We start from the raw sequence: 23,815 nt of genomic DNA, 5'->3' as shown, positions 1-23,815 counted from the left end.
ATGCCTAAAATCGTCTCCCATCGCGGTGCCAACCATTTTGCGCCCGAAAACACCTTCGCCGCCGCCGACCTCGCCTTGCAGCAGGGAGCGGATTACATCGAGCTCGACGTGCGCGAGAGCGCGGACGGCGTGCTTTATGTCTTTCACGACGAAACGCTGGATCGTACCACCAATGGCACGGGTCCCATCGGCCACATAATGTCGAGGGAGATCGATGCACTGGACGCCGGCAGCTGGTTCGGCGAAAACTTCAAGGGTGCGGCTGTACCGCGGCTCGATGCCTATCTCAGCCATTTGCGCGGCCGCTGCGGCGTCTATGTCGAGCTGAAATATTGCGATCCCGTCAAGGTGGCGGCACTGGTACGGAGCCTCGGCATGGTGCGCGACACCTTCTTTTTCTCTTTCTCCGAAGAAATGCGCCGGGGCCTGGCCGCCGCCGCGCCGGAATTCCGCAAGATGATGACGCTCGATATCGCCAAGTCGCCTTCGCTGGCTGCGGCTGTTCACCATGCCTCGATCATCGAGATCACACCTGCGCAGATGCGCAAGCCCGGCCTTGTCGCGGCATGCCGCAAGGCGGGTCTGGAAATCATGATTTATTATGGCGGCGATGATGCCAACCTTCATAATGAGATCGCATTGGCCGGGGTAGACTACGTCAATATCGACCGCCCGGACCTGTTCGATACGGCGCGCCGCGCCGTACGGCAGCCTGAACTCGCATGACCTTCCTTACCCCTGGAGATGATGACATGAGCAATCTTATTGGAACCGGCTTCAACGCCAGCTCGGACGACGGTGAACTGGCCACACTCGAAAGCGATCTTCGTGCGCTTGCCGAAATTGGCTGCGACACCGTTGAAATCGCCGCAACGAGCCTTGATCTGATCGCAGGCGGTCGCATCATCGAGGAGCGCGCTCAACGGTTCGTGGCGCTCGCCAAAGAATTCGACTTCCGCTACACGGTGCACGGTCTTGTTTCGTCCAATTTCATGGACCCGGTAACGTGCCGCTACCAGATAGATGCAGCCAAGGCGCTGGCCGTCCTGTGCGATCGCATCGGCGCGGGCATCCTCGTTCAACACGGTGGTGCCCTGCGTGCCGACCAGATCGCCGAGCGGGCCGATGCCGATGCCCGTGAGCGGGAGGCGCTTTTCGAGCTGGCGGAATTCTGCAAGCCCTATGGCGTGCGGGTCGCGCTTGAGAATATCTTCTCCACCGAACCCGGCCAATATCGCCAGACGCCTGCCGAGGTGGCCCAGACAGTTAAGGCCATCGGCCATGATAACGTCGTTGCGCTGATCGACTTCAGCCACGCCTATCTCGAATCCACCTTTCGCGGGCTCGATTTTCGCGAACAGCTTCGTGCCATGGCGCCGGTTGCCGGCCATTTGCATGTCCACGATTCCTTCGGCCGGCCGCAGGGCTTTTATCAACCGTATTTCGACCAGGAAAATACCGCTCTCGGCATCGGCGATCTGCATATGCCGCTCGGCTGGGGAGATATCGACTGGCAGGGCATCTTCTCGGAGCTGACCTTCCTGCCGGATACCGTGCTGATGATGGAAATCGGCCGCCGCTACCGTGCCGAACAGCCCGCGAGTCTTGAAACGGCGCGTCATCTCATGTCGCTCTACACTGAGCGGATGCAGATCGCGGCTGAATGACTGAACTGAACAAGGCCCAGCCGACAGGCTGAGGTCTGAAGCGCCGGCAGTTCTGAACGCAACTGCCGGCGTTTTTCGTTACGCGGCCCAGTCGGAAAGCGAATAGGCTTTGATGTAATCGATCATCATTTGCGAACCGTCGCTGAAATCAACCGCCGACGGCGTTCCTGCCATGCCGCCGACAGCAAGATTGACGACCATATACATGGGGTCGTGCATGTCATCAGGCGTATCCGTCTGCGCCACGGCGACGTCGTCGAAATACCAGGTAATATGCTCCGCATCCCACAAAACGCCATATGTGTGGAAACCTTCCGTGCTTGGCACGCTGACATTGTTTATGACTGATGTCTGTTCTCCCGTTGCATTGGAGTGGGTGGACATGATCAACGTATTGGGGTTTTGCCCACGCATCTCCACGACATCGAGTTCCGGTGGCCAGGAGCCGTCCTCAGGCAAAAGCCAGAAGGCCGGCCAAGCGCCCCGGTCGGTCGGCATGTCGGCGCGCATTTCGAAATAACCATAGGTCTGGCTGAACGACGAATAGGTGTTCAGCATACCCGAGGTATAATCATAGCCCTCAACCTCGTTGGCGATCGATTGCGGGGTTTCCGCAGCGGTGATGGTCAGGACACCGTTGTTGATGCTGAAGGGATTGACCTCTGATGTGCCGGCATAAGCGGGGTTGATGTACCATTGCGCCTCGCCATTCGTCGTCAGCGAGCTTCCCTTTTCCGGTGCCCACCAATATTTGGCATCCCAAGTCCCCTGATCGCCGCTGCGAAGTGAAAGTGCATCGAATTCGTCGGCAAAGGTCTGGGTGAGGGATGATCGGTCGAGGCTGAGCTCGAACTGGTCGGCCTGAAGATCGTCGATGGTCGTTCCGGCAAGAACGACGGCCTCGCCGTTGGCGAAGTTCAGCCAGAGATTATCGCCCTGTTGGGTGGCATTGCTGACGAGCTGCTCGAAGGATGTGATGCCGTAACCGTTAAGCCGGATCGTGTCGTTGGCGCTGAAATCCATGATGAGATCGGTGCCGTTGCCGCTCGTAAAAACGAATGTATCCGCACCGCCACCGCCGATCAGCACGTCGTTACCGCCCCCGCCATCAATGGTCTGGCTGCCCGATCCGCCGGTTATGATGTTGTCCAGCTCATTTCCGAAGGCATAACGACCATCTCCGGTTACCCGCAGGTTTTCGAAATTGTCGGGCAAGGTATAACTCATCCAGGTGTCGATGGTGTCGATACCCTCCCCGGCATTTTCGACGGCACGGTTGATACTGGAATAGAGGTAATAAATATCGTCGCCCGTGCCGCCCGCCATTGTCACATTGACGGAACTGTCGCCCCACATGGAATCATTGAGGCCAGTGCCTGTCAGCAGCGGTCCGGAACCCGTGGCGGAAAAAAATCCGGTGGAATTGTCGCTGTAGTAGAGTGTGTCTCCAAGCGCATTCAATACTGTCCGGGCCATTGACCGTCTCCTGTCCGTTAGCGTTGGCTTTCTCACTCCTCTTGGGCAATACCCTAACAGGGCGAAAAGCCTCCTGTTAGAGCCAGAAATGAGGGGTACATGGGCGGTTTCCGTGGTGCACGCTATTGCAGCATTGCGATGGGCGGTGGCAGGATTGGACGGCAAGGGAGATGCTCAAAGTGGCATCTCACGGGGATGGAGTGCGAGAGTTGAGTGTAGCCTTTACCAAGGAAGATAGTGCCGAAACCGCAGCCGAAACGGTTCTGCCGGACCGGGTGATTTCGCCTCATCCCAATCTGGTGACGGAGGCTGGGCTGAAAGCGCTGGAGCAGCAGCTGCAATTGGCGCGCGAAGCCTGCGAAACGGCCAATGCCGTCGAAGACGTCAATGAAAGACGTCGGCTTTCAGCCAATCCTCTGCGGGACATTCGGTATTTCGCGGAGCGCGTTCGCACCGCCCAGCTGATGCCGAGCCCGCCTGCTGATGGCACCGTTGCCTTCGGCAGCGTGGTAACATTCAGCCGTGATGACGGGAGGACGCAACGGTTCCGGATCGTAGGCGAGGATGAAGCCGATCCGGCCAATGGATCGATGTCTTATGTCTCCCCGGTCGCAGGAGTGTTGATGGGAAAATCTGCCGGTGATGTTGTCAGCCTGGGCGGCAAAGAGATTGAAATCATCGAAGTGACCTAAAGCGCCCACTTGAAAACGGAACAAATTTTGCCAGCAAGGATGTGCGGTTTGGAGCGAGAGAACCTCGCCGCAATTTACGCCGGTCGTGCCGTCGCCAAAGCGTCCTCTTCTGCCATTCCAGCCATCCGCATCATCGTATTTTTCAGAAAGAACCTGAAATCCAGATCAATGAAAGTATAGGCGAGTACGAGCCCCATATAGGCCATGAAAACGGGATTGAAATTCAGCTCTTCAAATTGATAGACGATAACGATTGCGATCGCCGAATAGGCGAAGAAACCGACTTTTCGTTTCCGGAGGATCGCGTAAACAAGCGCAAAGGCGCTGAGAAGGCCAAATCCTATGCCGGACGCATAGGCCGTGGCGAGAAAGCCACTATGCGGTGTTCCGATTCTCGATATTCGCGACAGTTCTTCATATCGAGCGGTAAAACCGATGCCGAAAGGATGATGGAGCATCACCTGAAAGCCGCCAGTGAGCGTATCCCAGCGCTCCTGCGCATTGTTGCTGCTGTTGCTGTCCTCGAGAAACCGTTTTGAAAATATCTGTTCCGCAAAATCGAAAGCACCCAATGGCAAAACCGCCGCGATGACAAGGGCGGACAAGGCAAAACCAAAATAGGTGCTGAGCAGCATTTTGATGGAAAAATTTCTGATGTAGAAATAGACCCCGATCGCAAGAACGGCAAATACTCCGGACCGGTTGAGAGTAAGTGTGAAGCTCGCCAGATAGACCAGCAGAAATACGGCAAACAGCGCGGGACGTTTTTGCCTTTCGGCAAGATAGGCGACTGCCGCACCCGCCAACGCAAAGGCAGGTCCGGCTGTGTTGCCCACCGGCCAGATGCCACCCGCTTTTTCGACACGCAAAAGCAACGGGCTCAATTCGCCTTTTGCCGCAGCTGCCAGCACGGCGGTTTCATCGAACATGAAAGAGAGGCCAAGGGAGGCGAGCTGGTCGTGAATGACGATGTCCAGAAAAAGCAGGATCGTCACCGCGATGAAGCCGGCGAAGATGCCCCAGCAGAACAGCTCGAGAAGGTTCTCCTTAAACAGCATATAGGCAAAAAACAGAAAATAGACCGCGTAAAAATATGCCATCGCGGTGGTGTAAAATTCACCTTCGCCACGTTCGTCGGCAAAGACAGCCGAAAGTGCAAAAAAAATGGTTAGCGGAACGAGATAAAGCAGGATGATCGAGGGCGTCAGACAGCGAATGTAAAGCAGGGCAATAACGGGTAGCGTCATCAGGACAAGCATGTCGGTGATGTTGAGGAAGCGCAGGCCCAGATTGCTGGTCAGCACATTGCATTGAATGAAAAAGCCAATGGAAAAAACGAAGATCGCCAGAAAGAGACCGGGCACCTGTATGGTTTTTGAAGGATAAAGAGGCATCGCCAAAACGAAACCCGGCAACGGCGATTGATGCGATGCCGCCATATTTGTGCTTCTGGTCATTCCCGGCCTGTATCCTTCACTGGCGGACCTTGGTGCGGCCCTGTGGGAGAGGACGTCATCACCATGAGGCGACAGGGTGATGACGATGAATAGTGGTCTTGATGACGTTGCCGCGCAAGACAATTTTCTATGGTTTTCAGTCGCTCAGATTGCCTTTTGGCAGAGCGCCCTCAACGGCGATCACCCGCTGTATGTAAAGCGGTTCGTTGGAAACCGGCGCGCTCATGCCGAATGCCGGCATGATCCTCACATAGAAACCATATCCGCTGGGGCTGATATCAGGATCGATCGCGATGTCGTTGGCTGTCGCCCACATCCAGCCGCTATTGTCGAGGGCGTTCGCACCACCAAATTGAAGCGCGGAGCAACTGATCGTCCGGACTGCGCCGCCGCTTTTTGAAACCAGTGTGACATAGGGCGCACGCTGTCCCTCGGTATTTTTATAAAGCACTGCAAATGAAACGGTTTTGCCGATCATCGCGGCGGCCTCCGCATTGCGAAAATAACGAACCAGTGCGGCCGACTGGTTGCCATTCGCACGCAAACCGAGGCTGTGAGCGAAAGCCGGAGAAAAGGTGACTTCTGCGGCTTTTATGGCGGAACCCGACGCCGCCAGGCTCCAACCCGATGGAGCGGACCCCGTCCAATCGGTGAAATCGCCGTTGACGATAAGATTGGCGGCGGGAAGTTTTGGCCAACAAGGTGTCTGAAAGACGTTATCGGGCGCCGATCCCAGATAACAACTGAACAAGGTTCGGGCGATGAGCTGAGATCCGGCATCGTTCGGATGGACGTTGTCGCGGTAAAGCGCATGGTCCTTGCCTCTCGCTACAAATGACGCGTGTGTATCCACCAGCGTGAGGCCCGGGTGCGCTCGGGCAAGGTCAAGGATCGCATTATAGACCTTGTCGTAACCGGTGCTATCGCGCCAGGGGTTCTGGGTGGTGATGAGTTGGGGGGCACCCGGCCATTGCCATTCGATCATGCCAAGCGGTCCGAGCAGGGCGGCTCGTCCGGAGCTTAGGATACCACCCGGCGTCTCGAAACTCTGCATATTATGCCCATGATGCGTGATGCACAGGTCGGGACGCGGAATCTTCAACGCCGCCGCGCGCTGGTCCGCGAGCATGTAACCGGCCATGCCGCCGGGCAGTGCCGCAAGATAGACCGTGAGCGTTGGCCCCATGCCTGCGCGCAGCGTAACCGAATCCGCATAGGCCTTTGGCCCGGTGGGGGCGTTTGTCTGCCATTCTGCCCAGCGGTGCAGCACAACCCTTGTGTCGTGCAGATCGCCAAGCATCATGGCGAACTGCTGGAATGGTCCGGCATCGGCATAGGCGGTGCTGTCACCATTCACGAAGATCGTGGCATTCTGACCCGCAGTCAAACGCGCGCGCAAGGGTGAGAGCGCGTTCAGGGAAGGGACCATGGTGGGGATGTTTCGGGAGGTGATGCCGAGCGATACGCCGATCATGCCGGCACCTCTTCCGTTCCGGTCATATATATGCATATGTTGCGTTTGAGCGGTGTCATCGTTCGTTCTCCTCGTCTGGCCCTAGGATAACTCCGCCGAAAGGCCGGGGGACAAAACGCAGGAAACGGGACGGCGAAAAGCAGTAAAATTATACGTCACGAATTTTTCTTCGATCTCTTTTAAAATATATAGATAGAATATTTTTCTTTTAATTTACGTATATCGGATTCTTATCCGCATAAAGGTTTGAATGTTATTTTTTCTAACCACAATCAAGCATTGTTGTTCTTATACTGAAATTGCCGGTGAAAATATCCCTGCCGTTGGCAAGTGCACTCGTCATTTTCACGGGCTGTCCATTCATGCCCGCAATTTAGGGCAATGGCAACTTGGGTGCTCTGGTACTTCACAGGTGATGTCATGACATCCGCTCTATTTGTCAGTCACACAGGAGAGAAGGGTGGCGCCGAGCTTTTTCTGACGGACCTCGTCAAGGCCGGACCGCATTCCTGGCGAGCTTGTTTTCTCAGTGGCGGTGGTGCTGCTGATGATCTGGCAGCGGCCGGGAGGCCTCCGGTCATGTTATCCGCTGGCGAAAAAATGCTGTCGATCCGCCGTGATTCACCGTTTGGCGCAATGCTGCGTGGCGCGGCCGATGTTGTCGCCGTCGCTTGGCAATTGAGCCAGCAGGCGAGACATTACGACGTAATCTGCGCCAATTCGCAGAAGGCGCTGTTCGTTTGCGCGCTTGCCGCGAAACTCAGCCGCCGCCCACTTGTCTGGGTTTTGCACGATATAGTCACCGATCCCGCATTCAGCTCCGCCAATCGCCATGCCTCGCTGGCATTCGCGCGCCTTTTCGCAAGGCTGGTGGCCGTCAATTCGCAGGAAACCGGCCGGGCTTTCGTTGAAGCTGGCGGGCAGGCAGAAAAGGTCCGCATCGTTTATAACGGCTTCGACCCCGCAAAGGCTGTGGCCCACGATCCCGGCAGAGCTGCGCGGTTGCGTACGGAATTGGGCCTTGGTCCTGAACCGCTTGTCGGATTGTTCGGCCGGCTGAGCGAATGGAAGGGGCAGCACGTCTTTCTGGACGCGATCGCGGCGATGGATGGCGTTCAGGCCGTCATCGTTGGCGGAGCGCTATTCGGGCAGGACGCCTATGAGACGCGCATCCGCGAGCAGGCATCCCGTCTCGGTCTGGATGGTCGTGTCCGCTTCCTCGGTTTCCGGTCGGATGTACCAGAGCTGATGGCATCGATGGATGCCGTTGCCCACACCTCTGTTGTCGCCGAACCGTTCGGGCGGGTGGTGGTGGAGGCCATGATGTGCGGGCGGCCAGTTGTCGCTACACGCGGTGGTGGGGTTACCGAAATCATTAGGGACGGCGAAACGGGTCTTCTGGTGCCGCCGGGCGACGCATCGGCGCTTGCGGCAGCACTAGGCTGCATCCTGTCGCAGCCAGCTCTGGCGGAAAGGCTGGCGCAGCAGGGCCGCGAGGATGTGAGCCGGCGTTTTTCGCTGGAGGAGACCTGCCGGTCTGTTTCCGCTTTGCTGTCGGAAGCAGTGTGAGGGGCCTCTTGGCGATCAATTCGGACAGAAAGTGCAGGCAAGCGGAAGGGTCAGGATGCGTATTCTCGTAAACATGCCGAGCCAGTATGGCGGCAAACCTTCCGGCGTCGGCCGCGTGACCTTCAGCCTGCTGGAGCGGCTGCTGGATCAGACGCGGGACGACTACATCCTGCGCTCTCCCTGGACGCGGGCACAGCTGCCCGAAAACCTGCGCGAAAGCCGCCTTCAGCTGATTGAGACGCCGCGGCCGCGTATCATGGTGTTTGATGTGCTGCGTCAGGCCATGACGCTACCGGCACTTTGCCGCAAGCTCGGCATCGATGTGCTGTTCAACGCCGATCCCTTCGGAAGTCCCAGCGGCGGCAAACGGCGCGTCACCCTGGTTCACGATCTTTATTTCAGGACCATTCCCGAACAGATCGGCTGGCGGGCGACGTTGACGACGGATTTGATCTTTCGACTGATGATGGCTGGTTCGAACCGGATCACCTGCGTATCGGAAGCGACGCGTAAGGATCTGGCGCAGTTTTATCCATCGGCTGCCGGGAAAAGCCTGACTATCCATTCTGACAGCACCCTGAATGTCGATCTAGCGAGTTTAAACGGCCCGCCGCCAGTTGCCGCGCCCTACATACTGGCGGTCGGAAACGCGACGTCGAATAAGAACTTTTCGCTTCTGGGCAAGGCTTTTGCCGTGATTGGCAAAGTTAGGCCGGATTTGCACGTCGTGCATGTTGGCCGCGACGATGCCGAGGAAATCGGCAGCGTACTAGATGATCCGGAGCTGAAGGCGCGACTGATCCGGCTTTCCGGCATAGACGACCATCAACTGGCAGACCTTTACCGCCACGCCGCCTGCCTTTGCGTGCCTTCCACATATGAAGGGTTCTGCCTGCCGGTGCTGGAGGCGCAGCAACTGGGGTGTCCGGTCGTCTGCTCCAACCGTTCCGCAACGCCGGAGATCGCCGGAAAGGGCGCACTCACCTTCGATCCCGCGGACTCTGACAGCCTTGTCGCGGCACTTGAGCGGCTTTTTCGGGAGCCGCATCTGGCAAGCGATCTTCGCCAGGCGGGTTATGAAAACCGCAAGCTGTATTCATGGCAGAAGGCGGCGGAAAGCTATGCGCAGGTTTTCCATGAACAGACCTGACGTCTAGGAGTCATGTCCCCGGGTGAAATCTTGCGGCTCATGCCCTGATGCCGCTGCGCAGCTCCGAATAAAGCGTTTCGTATGCCCCGATTACCCGTTCGGGCGCGACGCCCTGCGAAATGCGCGCTTTGGTTTCCGGTGTTTCCGCGAGAATGGCGGGGTTGCGCATCGCGTCAGTCATGCGGGCGGCAAGCTCGGCGGCGTTGCCCGGCGCGAAAAGGCGTTCCGGCCGGTCCCGACCGATCTGTTCGGCGACACCGGCGAGATTGGCGCCGAGAACCGGCACACCGCGTAGAATAGCTTCAGCGACCGTGCGCCCGAAAGCCTCTGGCCAGAGTGGTGGAACGATCAGACAATCTATACCGGCGAAGAAACTATCGGCGTCCACGTAGCCGGGAAATTCGACCGGAAGGTTGGCGGTTTTTTGCTCGTAGGCTTCGATGCCGCCCGGCGCGCGACCCGCCATGACCAGTCGCCAGCCCTTCGGCGGCAGGAGCGGCAGCGACTCGATCAGGAGATCTGCACCCTTGGGCGCCTCGATGCGGCCCAGATAGCCGAAAACAAGCGGGTCCCCAGGCGCGCGTGGAATGCGCTGTGTCTGTGAAGCTGGCGGCGCGATGGCATTCCAGATGACCGTGCGGCGGCTTTCCGGTACATGGGTGAAAAAGCCGGCCTGCACATGGCGCTCGACAATATCGTGGCCGACACCGGCGACAGCGTCGACGGCGCATTGGCAACGCCAGTGCAGGTAAGAGAAGGCGCGGCATTTTTTGCTGGTGCCGTCGCAGATGTGACCGTCATGAAACAGGGAGCCGTTGGTGCACATGCTGGTGAAATCGTGCAGGGAATGTACGAGCGGAATGCCGCGCTTGCGGATCATCGGCCAGACCAGCGGTGTCAGCTCCGACAGCGAATGGGTGTTGACGACATCAGGCCGGAAATCATCGATGACGCGGGCAAGCCGGCGCACGAGACCCGGATCCAGCTGCACGGCGATCTTGTAGTATTTTCGCTTCCATCCGGGTTGCTGTTCCCAGTCCCCGATAAAAAACGGCGTGGTATGTCCGAGGCGGTAAACGGCGAAATCGTCGCGCAGCTCCACGGCCTGTTGTTTGCGGGAGATCGCCGCCACCGCTACCGTGTGGCCCTTCTCCGCCAGCCCGCGCGCGAGGTCTTCCACGAATATCTCCGCGCCGCCGACCCGGTCCGGAGAAAACAGCGACGTTATTTGCAATATCCGCATGCCCAAATTCTCGCGTCTTTGTGTGGTTTTATAATCGTTACAACTATTTCGCATCAGCGAAATGAAGGCTGCTGTCCATCCGGACTGATCTAGGCCGGCATTGCGGGATCGGTTGGAGATGGTTCGCGCCGCCGCGAACGGTCCCGTCCAACACCTGGTGGGTTGAGACAAAGCGTGACGACGGGCGCAAGGAATACGGCGTAAGCCATTGCGAAGCCGGGGATCTGCAGGGAAAAATCAAGTGTCGAATGCAATGCGACGAGCAGCAGCCCGGCGAGGCCGAGATGGGAGGCGTACCGGTAGTTTTTGCGTTTGCGCGCCCCGCGAATAAAAATGGCGAGTTGGACGAGCACAAAAAAAGCCGCATAAAATGGAAATGCGAGGCCGAGCGTCAGCAGTCCCTCGGCATAGACATTGTGGGCGTGGGTGACGATGGCGTCCACCCCGCATTGCGCCGCATGATAGGGCGCGTAGGTTTCCGTAAAACTTGCAAGGCCGGTTCCCCAAGGCCAGCTGTCAGAAATGGCACGCGCGATGCCCGGCATGTAGCAGAAGCGCATGTCGTCTTCCAATCGCGTTTCCATGCGAAGCGCCACGCGATTAGCGAAGAGCAGGAACAGGCCAAGCGTAATGGCGAGCACGATCGCCGCGCGGCGCTTCGTGCCGCGCCGCTTGCGCCGCAGGGCAGCCGCGTTGCGGCCTGTTTTGATGGGTGAGTTGAAGACGGTCAGAAGAATGAGGAAACTCAGTGCCGCAAAGCTTGATGCGATGCCGGCGCGCGATCCGGTCAGCATCAGGGCGATGAAGCAAAAGGCAGTGAGCACGCCGATGAAGGCGGCCTTGCGGATGAGGCGTTTCTGGCCGACTGGAACGGTCAGGCGATTTGCCACCAGCGCCCTGACCATTCCCCAGTCTGGAGCCGTCAGCCGTTTGTGCAGCATCACGACGAGGGTCAGGAGAATGAGACCGAAGAAGGTGGCGGCGGTATTACGGTTGACGAAAAGGCCGGTCAGGCTGCCGAGATAGAAGCGCTTCTGAATGAAGCCGAGTGTTTCTGGAAAAAGCAGAAACTGCACGATTGACAACAGTGCCAGCCATCCGCCGGCAATTGCGAACCATCGCAGCGCTTTTGCCGCGCGCTCGTCGGTATCGAAAATGACGAGGCCGGCCATGAAGGCGCCGAAGGGCAGGGCGGCGCTTAACAGGCCGAGCCGATCATCCGCCGGGGTGAGCGAAACCGTGGCGTCGGGCGCGAACTGCATGAACATGGCGGCGGTCGACCAGGCGGGATTGGGTGGAGCAATACCCGGCACAGATGATTGCAGCCACAGCTGGATGATGAGTGCCCCCAGCAAAAGGCAGGTCGCCACAAGTGCCAAGCTTGAACCAGCCCGGGGCGGCCCGAACAACAGGATGGCGGGCACGAGCAACAAATAAATTGCAACGGTGACGACGATACGGCTCTCGATTTCAGTTGCGCCGCGATTGAGAAGCGCAAGCAGGAAGATAGCCCAGAAGATGACTATGGCGGCCGTCCGAAAATAGTCTGGAAACGCAACCGGTCGCGGTGGCGATGAGGATAGCGGTTCTGATTGGGCTTCGATGGACGACATTGGCTTTCGGCTTTGCAATAACTGTTGCTGCGACGATGTCTAAGGTAGAAGGACGAGGCGGGCCGCTATTTCACGGAAGCGGCACGGTGCGTTTCATGCCGGCCTGCGGCTGCTGCGGACAGATCTTCCGCAGGGTCCATCGCAGGATTTCCCCCTCCTTACCGCAGACGACTGCCGTGTCCGCATTGCGGGCCGCATCGGCCTGAGGCAGTGTGTCTTTTGGAAATTGCTGCCACATCACGAAGCGCCCGCGTATCAGGTTGGCGTCTGCAGGCCCGTAAAGTTGGGAAAAATTCATCAGAACGGCGATTTCCATTGGCGAGGCGTTACGCAGCGAACGAACCATGGCAAGACGCAGCCACACATCGCCATTTGCAGGCAAACAGGAGAGCGCGTGACGAATATAGCTTTCGGCAAAGCCGAGACGCGCCACACCGGCCTCCGACGTCGCATCTTGGCCATTTGCATCGAGATCTGCGAGAACGAGCCGTAACCCGGCCTTGACGATATCCGAACGGCAGATTTTCTCCGCAACGACGGGGTGCAGCCCATCGACCGTCTTCGCCAGAAGATCGTGCGCCAGGCCGCTTTTGTCGTCGGCAATTCTTGCCAAGGCGACGACATCGGAAAACCGCCGGGTTTCGGAAAACGCCTGTGCGGCGACGGATAAAACAAACACGGAAAGGATGAGAACCGGCACGACCGCGAAGAATTTACGCAGGCCCGCCATTCCGTCCCGCCTAATCATGGTAATATCGCGTGTAGCGCGCGTGATAATATTCGCTTGAACCGTAAGCTCGGTAAAGCTTCAGCTTTTCCGTGTCCACCTTGTTGAGGATGACACCGAGACACTTCTTGCGGATCTGGACTTCGTTTTCAATCGTATTGCGTACCGCCCTGCGGGCGGTTTTGCCCCATTCTGTGACGAAGACGAAACCGTCGATCCGGCCGGCCATCGCGCGGGCATCCACCACCGGCCCGAGAGGCGGCAGGTCGACGATGATGTAGTCGAAGAGACCGCTCGCTTCGGCCAGCAATTTGTACATTTGCGCCGATGTCAGCAGCTCGGAGGAGTGCGGTACGCGCTGCTTGACGACCGTTGGCAGGAAAGCGAGCCGCGTCTTTTCGTCGTGCAGCAGCACATCGCGCATATTGCGGCCTTCCAGCAGCACTTCGAGCAGGCCTTCTGCAGCATGACGCCCCAAAGCGCGCGTGGCGCCCGGGTTGCGAATATCCGCATCCAGCAGAAGAACCCTTGCTCCCTGTCCGGCCAGAAGCTGAGCCAGATTGATGGAGATCGTCGATTTGCCCTCGCTCGGCAACGCCGATACGACGCCCACCACCCGCGCGCCGGTTTTCGGGGGAATGCCGAGATCTATCGCAAGCCGTGTGCTGCGCAGCGTTTCGGCGAAGGATGATAGCGGGTGATCGACAGTGTAGCGGGCAACGCTGGACGGGCGTGTGGCGGTAGGCGGCCCCTCCTGTCCCTTTGGCAACACATCCGTGCCCGGCTTGTTCTGGACGAGCGGGGTGTTGCCCAGAAATTCCAGCCCGAGAACGTCGCGAACCTGTTCTCCGGTGCGGAAGAAACGGTCGCGGAACTCGCGAAACATGGCGATGCCACCGCCGGCCGCGGCGCCCATGATCATGAACAGCGCCAAAAGTAGCGGTTTGTTCGGTTTGCTTGGAATGTTGGGCGGAACTGCCCTCGAAATCACGCGTGCTTCCGTTACGGGGAAGGATTGCTGCTGCATCGCTTCCTGATAACGCTGCAGGAAGGTCTGATACATGTTCTTGTAAGTTTCCGCTTCACGCTGCAATTCGCGAAGCTGAACCTGGGTCTGGCTGGCCGAGTTGCTGACGCTGGTAGCCTTGGCAACGCTCTCCGCAAGTGATTTCTCTCTTGCTTCTGAAACCTCCAGATCGCTCTTGTAACTTTGCGCAATACGGCTGATTTCCTGGAACATCAGCCGGCGGTATTCCTGCATTTCGTTGCGCAGACGCACCGCCTGAACATGGTTGCTGCCAAGCCTGCGGGTGATTTCCGTTTCGATCTTCGAGGATTCGAGATATTTCTTGCGCAGATCGTTTGCAACCGAGCTCTCGAGAATGTCGGTGACGACGGCGTCGACATCATCCGTGGCAAGGATATGTTCGATGCGTTGTACCCGCGCGCGCGACCTGGCCGTTTCCGACTGCGCCAGAATAAGCGCGCTGTTGGACTCGGCCAGTTGCTGATCGGAAAGCAGGCCGTTATTGCCGGTCTCGATCAAGCCGTGTTCGGCGCGAAATTTCTGTACGGCAAGGTCGGTGTCGAGTGCCCGCTGACGCAACTCGGCAATACGGTCGGACAGCCAGTCGCTGGCCCGCTTCGTCGCCTCGTATTTGGAGTTCAGCTTGTCCACCAGATAAGCCGACGCCACCGCGTTGACGATCTGGGCGGCGAGAACCGGTGATGTCGAGTTGTAGGTCAGTTCCAGCGCGTAGGTACGGCCGATACGCTTGACGCTGAGACCGTCCAGTAGCCGGTCCGACAGCGCCCGCTTCAGCGTGCCGTCGTCGATGACGGTCTCTTTTGCCGGTGAGAACCATTGCGAAACGTTGACGAGCGAACGGATCGTGCCGAATATCGAACTCAGAAGCGAGGCACGGTTTGCCCTGAATTCCTGATTTTCCGTCAGGTTCAAACTGTCGACGACGGCAATCCCGATGGTTTCCGATTGCAGGACCTCGACCTGGCTGAGAATGGAAGCCTCGTCCTCCACGACGCCGCCGATCGTCGAAAGCTGCTCGACGACCTGGCTGTTGTTGCGGTCGATCAAAAGGGTAGCCGAAGCTGAATAGATCGGAACGGCCGTCGCGGCATAAGCGAGACCGATTGTCCCGGCAATGGCGACTGCCGCGAGGACGACGCGCCACTGTCGGCGGACCGTGGCAAGAACGGCGTCTATATCGATAAAGTCGGCTGTAAATCCGCTTTTGTCGATATCGGCCATAGTCAAGGGATCGTGCCTTTGCAACAACTGTCAGCCTCGCTCTTTTTGGCGGGCGTGGCACCCGCCAAGTCTCGGTTGCATGGTAGGACAGGCGGCCGCCATTCCCGCAGGACGGGCGGCAAAACCGGGTTCAAACGGGACTTGTGCTGACTGGCGTGCTGGTGCTGCCGGTTGAAAGGGGCGCGGCAAAGAAGTTGTTGGTTGTGGTGGTTCCGCCGCTGCCGGTGCTGCCACCGCTGCCGCCACCGCCAACCGGTGCGGCTCCGCCGCCGGCCTGTGCCGTACCGGCTGGTGAGCCCGCCGCTCCCGAGCCGCCAATGCTGTTGCCGCTTGCAGGTGAAGAGCCGGCGCCACCAATCGGTGAGGCAGCAGCTGCAGCTGCCGCAGGCGCTGCCGGACCGGCCGCCGTTCCCTGAACATTTTCGCTAAAGGCGATCAGAAGATCGGAGGGCACGCCGACACCCTTGGTCTGCAACTGGATTGCGGCGGCAAGTATCGTGTTGCCCCTCTGCATCGCCGTAGAATAGGCGAGCGCCAGACCTTCGCCGACAACTTCGGAGAAGTCCTTGTTGCCGACCTTCTGGGCCAGTGCGACGATGGTGGGCAACTGGCTGGAGTCGCTCAGGATCAGGCCAGAAAGCTGTTCGGAGAACTGCGCCGCGCTGGTGGAAACGGCAATGATCGGAAAGCCGTTCGTCACCTTTCCAGTGATTTCGGCGTTTGCCGCATCGGTGCTGGAAGCGATGCCGGCCAGATCCTTGACCGTTGCCTGCGTCGGAGACTGCTTGAACAGTTCCGCGGCAGCAAGGGAAACCGTGTCCGGATTGGAGCTGTTAACGCGAGCCAGAAATGCGGCGTTGGTTTCGTCGGCGGCCTTTACGGGTGCGCCAGTTGTCGCAGTCTGTACCGGCGGCGTCTGCTGCCCGGCAGCTGGCGGCGCTGATTCCACGTTCTGGGCGTTGGCGACTGCGGAAAAAAGACCGAGGCTGGTGATCAATACCGCACCAGTGAGCGTCGAGCCAATACGAAGGCGGGACATCACAACTCTCCAAATTTTTAAAAAATACGATTTTAAGTAAGCTGAAATGCTGAATATGGTTATCCAACATCTAAAATTTTCTTTTTAAATCGCACAGCCCTAGCTAACGATCAAGTGCTAAAATAAACTTGTGAACGGAACTTCGGGGTATACTTAACAGCAGAAACGAGGACTTTTCTCTGGGCGTCAGGACACGGCGACTTTTCGCCGGGGTGTTATCAGCCGGTCTCGAAGCCAGATATTTGCGGGCGTTTCGACAAGGACGTGAAATGCGTGGGCGATGGCGATGGTGCTGGCGACGACGATGAGATAGACGACATTTTTCCACTCCTGCGGCCAGGTGATGCCGCCGGAAGCAACTAGGAATGCCCGAAAGATGAATGGGTGCAGAAGGTAAAGCGCGTAGGAGGAATCGCCCAGTTTCGCCAGCGGCTGCGCAAAACGGGGCAGGGAGATGCCCCTGGTCAGGGTTGCCGCGGCCATCAGGAAAATCGCGCCACCGCCAAAAACGAGCAGCCGGGTATAGGAATAACAGCCCGGATTGCATTGGAATTCGAACCTTTTCAGATCGATAAGCGTCCAAATCGCCACGCCGCAAAGGGCCACCGCAATCCCCAGCAAGGGCGGTAGGCGCACGCCGCGCAGGAAAAGCACGGCGAGCAACATTCCCGCCACGAACTCCAGAATGATGGGCTGAAACCAGAAACTAAACGGCAAGGCGAGACTGAAGTTGGAGCCGATGAGCACTGCGGCGAGCAGCACAGCCGCTGTTGTCAGCACGGCGCGTTCCAGCGGCAGGAAGATGAAAACCGCGAATACGACATAAAAAAACATCTCGTAATTCAGCGTCCAGCCCAGATCGATGATTGGAAACGGATAAGCGTCACCATAACCCATGCTGTCATAGGGAATGAAGAGGTAGGAGGTTAGGACGGCCTGCAAGGACGGGAAGGCCTTGGCGCTGAGAAGAACGGCGACCGCGGCCATGGCGAGCCGCATGGTCAACACGAACCAGTAAAGAGGAAGGATGCGGAGAAGCCGGCGCACAAGAAAGGCCGAGCGCCCTCCCTCCGCTGCGAAATACGGCCGGGAGGCATAAACGATGACAAAGCCGGAAATGACGAAAAACAGATCGACGCCCGCACCCAGCCTCAGGAGATGGAGGTTGACGAGCGAGAACTCCCAGTTCACCTGCGCGTGCAGCGCAACAATCATGATTGCCGCCAGCGCACGCATCATTTGAAGAATATCGAGACGCTGCGCCCCGGAAACAGGCGCTTTTTCAATTTTTTGCATCGTCATCATCTATAAAAAGAAAAAATTTATACAGTAATATTGTGCGCTCGTAGCAGCGAGCAAAAGTCCTCTATTTCAGAAGGCTATCATGCAATAGGCTGACACGATATATAAAATTTGTCGGCTTTCGCCCGCACGCGTTCAGAAAACCTCCAGCACCGTAAGCTGGTCGCTGACGGAAAGCCGGTATTGCCCACCTTCCTTTGCGATCACCCGCTGGCTTACGGAACCGTCATCGCCGAACCGGTGCGCGATGACTTGGCTATGCGGGCCGGTTACCGAAAAGGCCGTTGCACGTTCGGTTGGCGGATTTTCGATCCGCGCCGGCCATTGCCAGCCGCGTATGCCAAGCCACACCGGGGCGAGCAGCGCGCCGTCTGGTCTTGTCAGGCGCAGGGAAAACCTTTCGGAATCATCGTTGAGGAAAGCGAGGCTGCGTTCCGCTGGCTCTGTTTGTCGACTTGCCTTGCAAAGCGCAAGAAGGGCACGAACGGCCCCGTACGCAGGGGTCCGGCTCAGATCGTGGCGCAGCAGGCCAAAGGACGATTCCGGATTTGTCTCGTCTTCGGCAAAGCTGGAGACCATTTCATAGATGTAAGCCCGGCGGATGCCGCTGATGAAGGACCACAGGAGCGTGCGCGGCATGTAGCGCGCCTTGATGCCTTCGGTGACGGGAAAATGGAAGGTCTTCGGTTGCAGTGAGGTGTGGTACCCAATCTCCGTGGCGATCACCGGCCGGCCGGCTGCTATATGCGCCGAGGCCGCGACAGATTTGGAGAGCGCCCCCGGCCCAGTCGTTTCGGGATGTTCCATTCCGGCGTAGGGGTGAATATTGCCGAAGTCGCACACGTTCTGCAGGTTTAGCGCCAGCGCCGTATTCGCCTGGATATAGCTTGGCGCGACAAGCGGTACGTTGCTCACGGCCGGAGTTGAGCGGATCGTTGCAAAAAGTGCAGCCTGATGCTCTGCCGAAATGCGCGGCGCATTGGCCGGGTCTTTCGTCAGCGTCGGTTCATTGCTGCCTTCGAAAACTTCGATGCCGCCGTCGCACCAGTTGTAGAAATCGGCAATCCTGTTCAGTGGCGTTGAGACGTAGGGGTTGAGATTGTCGTAACAGATGATCGTGAGGCGAACGTTGGCCGCCACAATCCTGCGCAGGCGCTGGAAAGCCGGGCTGTTGCGGCTGTCCCTTGCGGTAATCAGTCCCTCGTCACGCAGGTGGCCCACACCAAGCGCTTCCAGTTCAGGCAGGATGCGCTCGAAGCTTTCCGGATAAATGCCGTTTGTCCGGGCGAAATGGCCACACACGCCCACACTGTCCAAAAAGACTTCCGTGCTGGCCGAAAAAACGGATTGAGTCTGCGCGAAAGCGGGGCGCACACCCGTGGCGGCAACCAGTGCGAAAGGTGCAGCTGAAAGCAGGCCGCGCCGTGTCAGGTGGCCCATGGTGATCGGCTGTTTTCCGTTCATCTGCGTCTCCTGGTCATTCCGGCGAGATTATAAAAAGCAGCCGCGATCATATCGGCGGCGCCTCTCAATATGTCAGATTGTCCTGGAAGTTTTTGGCATCTTCATTCGCCATCAAATCCATGTTTCTGAAATGAAATAAATATATAAATTAATGATATTATATGCGGACGAAACAGAATTCACCGCTTCCGCCCGTACGTTTTTCCATATGAGAATGAAGCTAACACGGGACAGGTTCTTTTCGCAACACGGCATGACTTTTGTCGCGCCGCGAAAAAAAAGCACTTGAAATGCCGTCAGTTCCCGTGCTTTTTGAAAGTGGATTTTTGGTTATTCATATTTTCAAGCGTTAAATCTGCTCTGCCTTTTGTGTTTTTTGCACATGTCTCATTGGTCCCGGAGTATCCGGCAACATGGGCGAGGCCAAGCGGAAGTCATAAATTTTCGATAAGGAAATAGAGCGTATCCGTATGCGAATTCTCCATCTCAGCAGCCTTTATCCGCCGCATATCGTTGGCGGGTGCGAACGCTCGGTCGAACATCTTGCCGAGGAACTCGTCTCCATGGGACATGAGGTCGGTGCCGCCTGCATAGAGCGGCAGGCCGAACCCAAAACGGTGCGCAATGGCGTCAGCGTCTACCGCATGTTCCACAATAACGATTTCTGGCTCGAGGACTGGCCACAATATACGCCGCAGCAAAGGCGTATGCAGAAGATCAAGCAGCAATGGAATTTCAACGTCGAGAAGCAGTTCGAAGCCGTTCTTGACGATTTCAAGCCGGATGTTCTCAATACGCACTCGCTGCTGGATGTGACGACGCTGGTGTGGCGGGCGGCGCATAAACGCAACATTCCGATCGTCCACACGATCTGCGAATATGATCTTCTGTGCGGTAACGCCGCCATGTTCAAGGGCGGCAAGCCCTGCGAACACATCCATCTCGGCTGTCAGGTGGTGAATTTCACCAAGAAATTCACGCAGCGCTACATCGGCGCGGTGGCAAGCGTTGGCACGGAAATCCTTAAAACCCATGTCGATCACGGGCTTTTCCATCACCTGCCGGAAAGCATGCGCCGTGTGATCTTTTATTCCTGCACGGTTCCGGAGGGCGACCCGGTCGCACGCAGGCAGATCGACCGAACCGGCAAGCCGATGACCTTCGGCTATATCGGCCGCATCAACACGGAAAAGGGTGTCGGCAACATGGTCGATGCCTTCAGGGAAATCGGCCACGGCAACTGGCGCTGTCTTGTTGCCGGCCACGCGATGGACGATTCCATCGAACGCTTCAAGGCCCAGGCCGGCGACCTGCCGATCGAGTTCGTCGGCTGGGCAAAGCCGAAGGAATTCTTCGAAGAGATCGATGTGCTCATCGTTCCCTCCTTCTGGGCTGAACCTTCGCCGCGCACCATCTACGAGGCTTACGCGATGGGGGTTCCGGTCATCGGCGCTGCCTCGGGCGGCATTCCGGAACTGATCGGCGAGACCAACCACGACTGGCTGTTCGAACCGGGCAACGCCACGGACCTTGCCGCACGCATTCGCCGGGTGTTGACGCTTTCGCGCGAGCAATTGCCGACGGAGGCCGATTTCGGAAATATCGTCGAGGAATCCACCTCGCGCCGGGTGGGTGAGAACTATGTGAAGCTCTACGAGGACGTGCTGGCGAAAAGCAGGGAAAGCCGAACCTTACGCGCATCTTAGACCGGCAACGGACCGGGTCCGTTGCAAGCGTTTCTTCCAAGGAAAGAGCACATGGTAGAAAGCAATATCGGCAAAGTCCGTTTCCCCAAGCTGGACTTCGATCGTTTTCTGGCCGCTGCGGTGGTCGGGCTGTCACGACCGGCTTTGCAGGCGGCAGGTTGATGGCGGAGCAAAGTTCGATAGGCAGCGCCGCGATAACAGGCGTTTTCTGGTCCATCGTCCAGAACTGGGGTGGAAAGCTTTTTACCTCCATTCTTTTCATCGTTCTTGCCCGGTTCCTCAGCCCCACCGACTACGGCATGGTCGCCACGGCGGGCCTGGTTCTGATGCTCATCCAGATGCTGTCGGAGTTCGGTTTCGCAGATGCGATCGTGCAGAAACGAAATCTGGAGCCAAGCGACGTCAATCTGCCATTTTATGTGTCCGTTGCGCTGGCAACGGTGTTTGTCATCGTTGTTTGTCTGCTGTCGCCCAGACTGGAAAGCTGGTTCGAGGTGGAAGGGCTGGCACCGATCATCGTGGCAATCTGTATATTGCTGCCGCTGAATACCGCCTCGCTTTTTCAGGAAGTCAATTATCGGCGTGCGCTCGCGTTCAAGCCGCTGGCAATAAGAACCTTCATTTCGAATATTATCGGCGGTGGCGTTGCGATTGCTTTCGCCATCATGGGCCTGGGCGTCTGGAGCCTCGTCGTTCAGACTTATGTTGCAACCATTGTGACGCTGATCTGGCTCTGGCGCAAACCGCACTGGCTTCCGGGCACCACGCTCAAGCCCGACACTTTTTTCGAATTGCTTCGCTTCGGCTCGTCGGCTCTCGGTTTGCGCATCGTGGATTTCGGAGCCACGCGGCTGATCGACGTGATGATCCTGGGGCGTTACGGGGTTGCCCTCTTTGGGCTCTACACCGTCGGCAGCAGGCTCTATCAGCTTCTCATGCAGCTGCTTCAGGCGGCGCTATATGATGTTTCGTTGACGGTGCTGTCCCGCATATCGCACGAGCGGGAGCGCATGGCGGAACTGTACAAGCAATCCATCACCATATCGTCGATCTTTTCGACACCGATCTTCGTGCTCTCGGCTGCGTTGGCGCCAGAGATCTGCAACGTCCTGTTCGGCGCGCAATGGCAGGGTGCCGACGCGGTTGCGCGGCCGCTGCTGCTGCTGGGTGCATTGCAATGCGTCCAGTTTCAAAACGGCCCGTTTCTGTCCGCACGCGGCAGGCCGGATAAGGTGCTGATTGCCGGGACGGTCAAGGCAATCTCTACCATCCTGTTGATATTGCTTGTCCCGACGGAAAACATCCGGGAAATCGTCATCGTGTTTGTCTTCGGGCAGCTCACTTCGACGCCTTTCACATTTTATTTTGTCGCCCGGGAACTCGGCATCAAGCTGTGGAGAATTTTCCTCCTGCTTTTGCCAAGCTTCGGTTCCAGCGGTCTCTGCTTCCTGCTCGTTCAGTGGATGCGACCTGAAGTTAAAATGCTGGGTGCGGGCGACCTCGTATCCGGCATCCTGCTCGGTGGTATGTTTGGCGTCGCATATCTGTTGCTTTTGGCTCTGACCGCGAGAAGCGAGGCCCGGTCCGCCATCGCCCTCATCATGAGCAAAATCGGTTCTCGAAAGGAAAGAAAATGCGCAAGCTCGTGAAAAAAATACTCCCTGCACCACTGCGTCGGAAGCTGGTGCAATATAACGAGCGGCGCAATCTGGATAATGCGGTCCAGCAACTCTTCAATGATCTGCAAGAGCTGAAGCACAGTATCAAGCCTATCAATGTCGGAGATCGGCTGAACCGGCTTTTGATCGTGGCTGGTGATCCCATCACCCTGTTCGGTTCCGCCGGCGATGACGCGATGATCACGGCGACCGTGCAGAATGCCCGTGCGAGCAATCCCGATGTCGAGATAGACATCCTCGTCGACGGAACGAATTTTGGCGACTCTGCTTTGCAGAGAGGCTTTGTTACCGTCGATATCTTTGGAAAGCCTGACTTCATCCAGGCCCTTGCCCAGCAATTTTCGGTGCGGAAGTACGATTGCATCGTCGTTGTGGGTGCCGACGTGATGGATGGCTATTATCATCCGCTGGTCAGCGCAAAACTTCTGGCAAGCGCTGATCTGGCTGCCGCTGCCGGGATCAAAAACGTTATCCTCGGTTTCAGTTTTAATGAAACGCCGCACCCCGCTTTGGCGAAGTTCTACAGCTCCCTTCATCCGGGGGTGTCGCTCAATGTGCGTGACGTTGTTTCCCTCGAGCGTCTGAACGCCTTTGCCACGGCCAAGGCGGCACTGGTTTCCGATTCTGCATTTAGCCTTGTCCCATCGGAACCCGATGAAGATACGATCTCGTGGATCGCGCGAAAGCGCGCCGAGGGATACAGGGTCATGGGCTTCAATCTGCATCCCATGCTGTTCAAGAATGCGGATAGCGCGCAGATCGCGGCGATCATCAGGCGCGGGGCCGAAGCACTGGAGTTCGTTGCCGATGCAAGACCGGTCTGCTGGCTGGTCATTCCGCATGACTACCGGAAAGACGTGGGCGATCAAGCCTGCCTCAAGGCCATTACCGAGCTTGCTCCATCTTCACAGACAGACAGGGTTCGATATCTGGATGGCAGATGGCCAGCCCCGGTTTTAAAAGGCGTTGCCGGTAAACTTGATGGCCTCGTCAGCGGACGCATGCATCTTGCGATCGCTGCGCTGGGCAAGGGCGTTCCTGTGATATGCATTGCGTATCAAGGCAAGTTCGAAGGGTTGTACCAGCATTTCGGTCTCTCCGCGGCTGAGCTGCTTTCGCCCGCCAAGTTCCATACGGATGATGGCATCAAGAATGCCTTGATCAATTTTGTGGATCAGGCCGATGAGATTCGCGAAAAAGTCGGGAAGAAGCTGCCTGAAATTCTGGACCTTTCCAAAAGGAATTTTCAGGTGTTCGAAACCTTCGCCAAGCAGCCTTGAGTCATTTT

The 23,815-nt window shown here is 57.6% G+C and carries 18 protein-coding genes; 8 read left to right on the top strand and 10 right to left on the bottom strand.

The window, feature by feature from the left end:
* Both AB4Z23_RS06205 and AB4Z23_RS06200 read left to right on the top strand, forming a co-directional pair.
* Window positions 1-726, top strand: a complete 726-nt coding sequence (locus tag AB4Z23_RS06205) for a glycerophosphodiester phosphodiesterase family protein (protein ID WP_065687895.1) — start codon at window positions 1-3, stop codon at window positions 724-726.
* A 26-nt stretch (window positions 727-752) separates the two neighbouring features.
* On the top strand, window positions 753-1,667 hold the full coding sequence (locus tag AB4Z23_RS06200) for a TIM barrel protein (protein WP_065687894.1): 915 nt from the start codon (window positions 753-755) through the stop codon (window positions 1,665-1,667).
* A gap of 78 nt (window positions 1,668-1,745) precedes the next feature.
* On the opposite strand, the gene AB4Z23_RS06195 is transcribed toward AB4Z23_RS06200, so the two are convergent.
* On the bottom strand, window positions 1,746-3,143 hold the full coding sequence (locus tag AB4Z23_RS06195; RefSeq protein ID WP_065687893.1) for a family 16 glycosylhydrolase: 1,398 nt from the start codon (window positions 3,141-3,143) through the stop codon (window positions 1,746-1,748).
* A 209-nt stretch (window positions 3,144-3,352) separates the two neighbouring features.
* Here AB4Z23_RS06195 and greA point away from each other — a divergent pair, with 209 nt between their 5' ends.
* Window positions 3,353-3,835 (top strand): transcription elongation factor GreA, encoded by a 483-nt coding sequence (greA, locus tag AB4Z23_RS06190; protein ID WP_065687892.1) that lies wholly within the window; start codon window positions 3,353-3,355, stop codon window positions 3,833-3,835.
* 74 nt (window positions 3,836-3,909) lie between these two features.
* Here the strand turns inward: greA and AB4Z23_RS06185 are convergent, their stop codons facing one another.
* Together AB4Z23_RS06185 and AB4Z23_RS06180 are read right to left on the bottom strand one after the other, a co-directional pair.
* Window positions 3,910-5,292: an O-antigen ligase family protein gene (locus AB4Z23_RS06185; protein ID WP_065662497.1), complete on the bottom strand. Its 1,383-nt coding sequence runs from the start codon at window positions 5,290-5,292 to the stop codon at window positions 3,910-3,912.
* Between the two features lie 136 nt (window positions 5,293-5,428).
* A complete protein-coding gene (locus AB4Z23_RS06180) occupies window positions 5,429-6,766 on the bottom strand; it encodes an SGNH/GDSL hydrolase family protein (RefSeq protein WP_065704386.1) in 1,338 nt (445 codons plus the stop codon).
* 420 nt (window positions 6,767-7,186) lie between these two features.
* On the opposite strand from AB4Z23_RS06180, the gene AB4Z23_RS06175 reads away from it, so the two are divergent.
* Both AB4Z23_RS06175 and AB4Z23_RS06170 read left to right on the top strand, forming a co-directional pair.
* Window positions 7,187-8,335, top strand: coding sequence for a glycosyltransferase family 4 protein (locus tag AB4Z23_RS06175; RefSeq protein WP_026330708.1), 1,149 nt, complete (start codon window positions 7,187-7,189; stop codon window positions 8,333-8,335).
* 55 nt (window positions 8,336-8,390) lie between these two features.
* The gene (locus AB4Z23_RS06170) at window positions 8,391-9,485 is read left to right on the top strand and encodes a glycosyltransferase family 4 protein (protein WP_065687891.1); all 1,095 of its coding nucleotides are present in this window, start codon (window positions 8,391-8,393) and stop codon (window positions 9,483-9,485) included.
* 37 nt (window positions 9,486-9,522) lie between these two features.
* Here the strand turns inward: AB4Z23_RS06170 and AB4Z23_RS06165 are convergent, their stop codons facing one another.
* From AB4Z23_RS06165 to AB4Z23_RS06135, 7 genes are all read right to left on the bottom strand, one after another.
* Entirely contained in the window at window positions 9,523-10,728 is a 1,206-nt protein-coding gene (locus tag AB4Z23_RS06165; protein WP_065687890.1) for a glycosyltransferase family 4 protein, read from the bottom strand.
* A gap of 89 nt (window positions 10,729-10,817) precedes the next feature.
* A complete protein-coding gene (locus tag AB4Z23_RS06160) occupies window positions 10,818-12,341 on the bottom strand; it encodes an O-antigen ligase family protein (RefSeq protein ID WP_065687889.1) in 1,524 nt (507 codons plus the stop codon).
* A 70-nt stretch (window positions 12,342-12,411) separates the two neighbouring features.
* Window positions 12,412-13,071, bottom strand: coding sequence for a hypothetical protein (locus AB4Z23_RS06155; protein ID WP_065687888.1), 660 nt, complete (start codon window positions 13,069-13,071; stop codon window positions 12,412-12,414).
* A gap of 10 nt (window positions 13,072-13,081) precedes the next feature.
* Window positions 13,082-15,337: a polysaccharide biosynthesis tyrosine autokinase gene (locus AB4Z23_RS06150; RefSeq protein ID WP_003511263.1), complete on the bottom strand. Its 2,256-nt coding sequence runs from the start codon at window positions 15,335-15,337 to the stop codon at window positions 13,082-13,084.
* A gap of 130 nt (window positions 15,338-15,467) precedes the next feature.
* Window positions 15,468-16,376 (bottom strand): hypothetical protein, encoded by a 909-nt coding sequence (locus AB4Z23_RS06145; RefSeq protein ID WP_065687887.1) that lies wholly within the window; start codon window positions 16,374-16,376, stop codon window positions 15,468-15,470.
* Between the two features lie 186 nt (window positions 16,377-16,562).
* Entirely contained in the window at window positions 16,563-17,681 is a 1,119-nt protein-coding gene (locus AB4Z23_RS06140; protein ID WP_035199581.1) for an acyltransferase family protein, read from the bottom strand.
* A 132-nt stretch (window positions 17,682-17,813) separates the two neighbouring features.
* The gene (locus tag AB4Z23_RS06135; protein WP_065687886.1) at window positions 17,814-19,142 is read right to left on the bottom strand and encodes a hypothetical protein; all 1,329 of its coding nucleotides are present in this window, start codon (window positions 19,140-19,142) and stop codon (window positions 17,814-17,816) included.
* Window positions 19,143-19,612: 470 nt separating this feature from the next.
* Between AB4Z23_RS06135 and AB4Z23_RS06130 the strand changes: the two genes are divergently transcribed.
* The 3 genes from AB4Z23_RS06130 to AB4Z23_RS06120 all read left to right on the top strand — a co-directional run bounded on the left by AB4Z23_RS06130 (window position 19,613) and on the right by AB4Z23_RS06120 (window position 23,807).
* Window positions 19,613-20,848 carry a glycosyltransferase family 4 protein gene (locus AB4Z23_RS06130; RefSeq protein ID WP_019564824.1) on the top strand — a complete coding sequence of 412 codons (1,236 nt, stop codon included), beginning with the start codon at window positions 19,613-19,615 and terminating at the stop codon, window positions 20,846-20,848.
* 161 nt (window positions 20,849-21,009) lie between these two features.
* Window positions 21,010-22,497, top strand: a complete 1,488-nt coding sequence (locus AB4Z23_RS06125; RefSeq protein ID WP_065687884.1) for a lipopolysaccharide biosynthesis protein — start codon at window positions 21,010-21,012, stop codon at window positions 22,495-22,497.
* Window positions 22,482-23,807, top strand: a complete 1,326-nt coding sequence (locus tag AB4Z23_RS06120; protein WP_035199577.1) for a polysaccharide pyruvyl transferase family protein — start codon at window positions 22,482-22,484, stop codon at window positions 23,805-23,807. Before AB4Z23_RS06125 ends, AB4Z23_RS06120 begins: the two co-directional genes overlap by 16 nt.
* Window positions 23,808-23,815 lie beyond the last annotated feature (8 nt).

This window comes from Agrobacterium sp. MCAB5, from assembly GCF_052114365.1.
Taxonomy (GTDB): domain Bacteria; phylum Pseudomonadota; class Alphaproteobacteria; order Rhizobiales; family Rhizobiaceae; genus Agrobacterium; species Agrobacterium tumefaciens.
The sequence above is the reverse complement of the archived record's forward strand: the minus strand, read 5'-3'. Positions and strand labels throughout refer to the sequence as shown.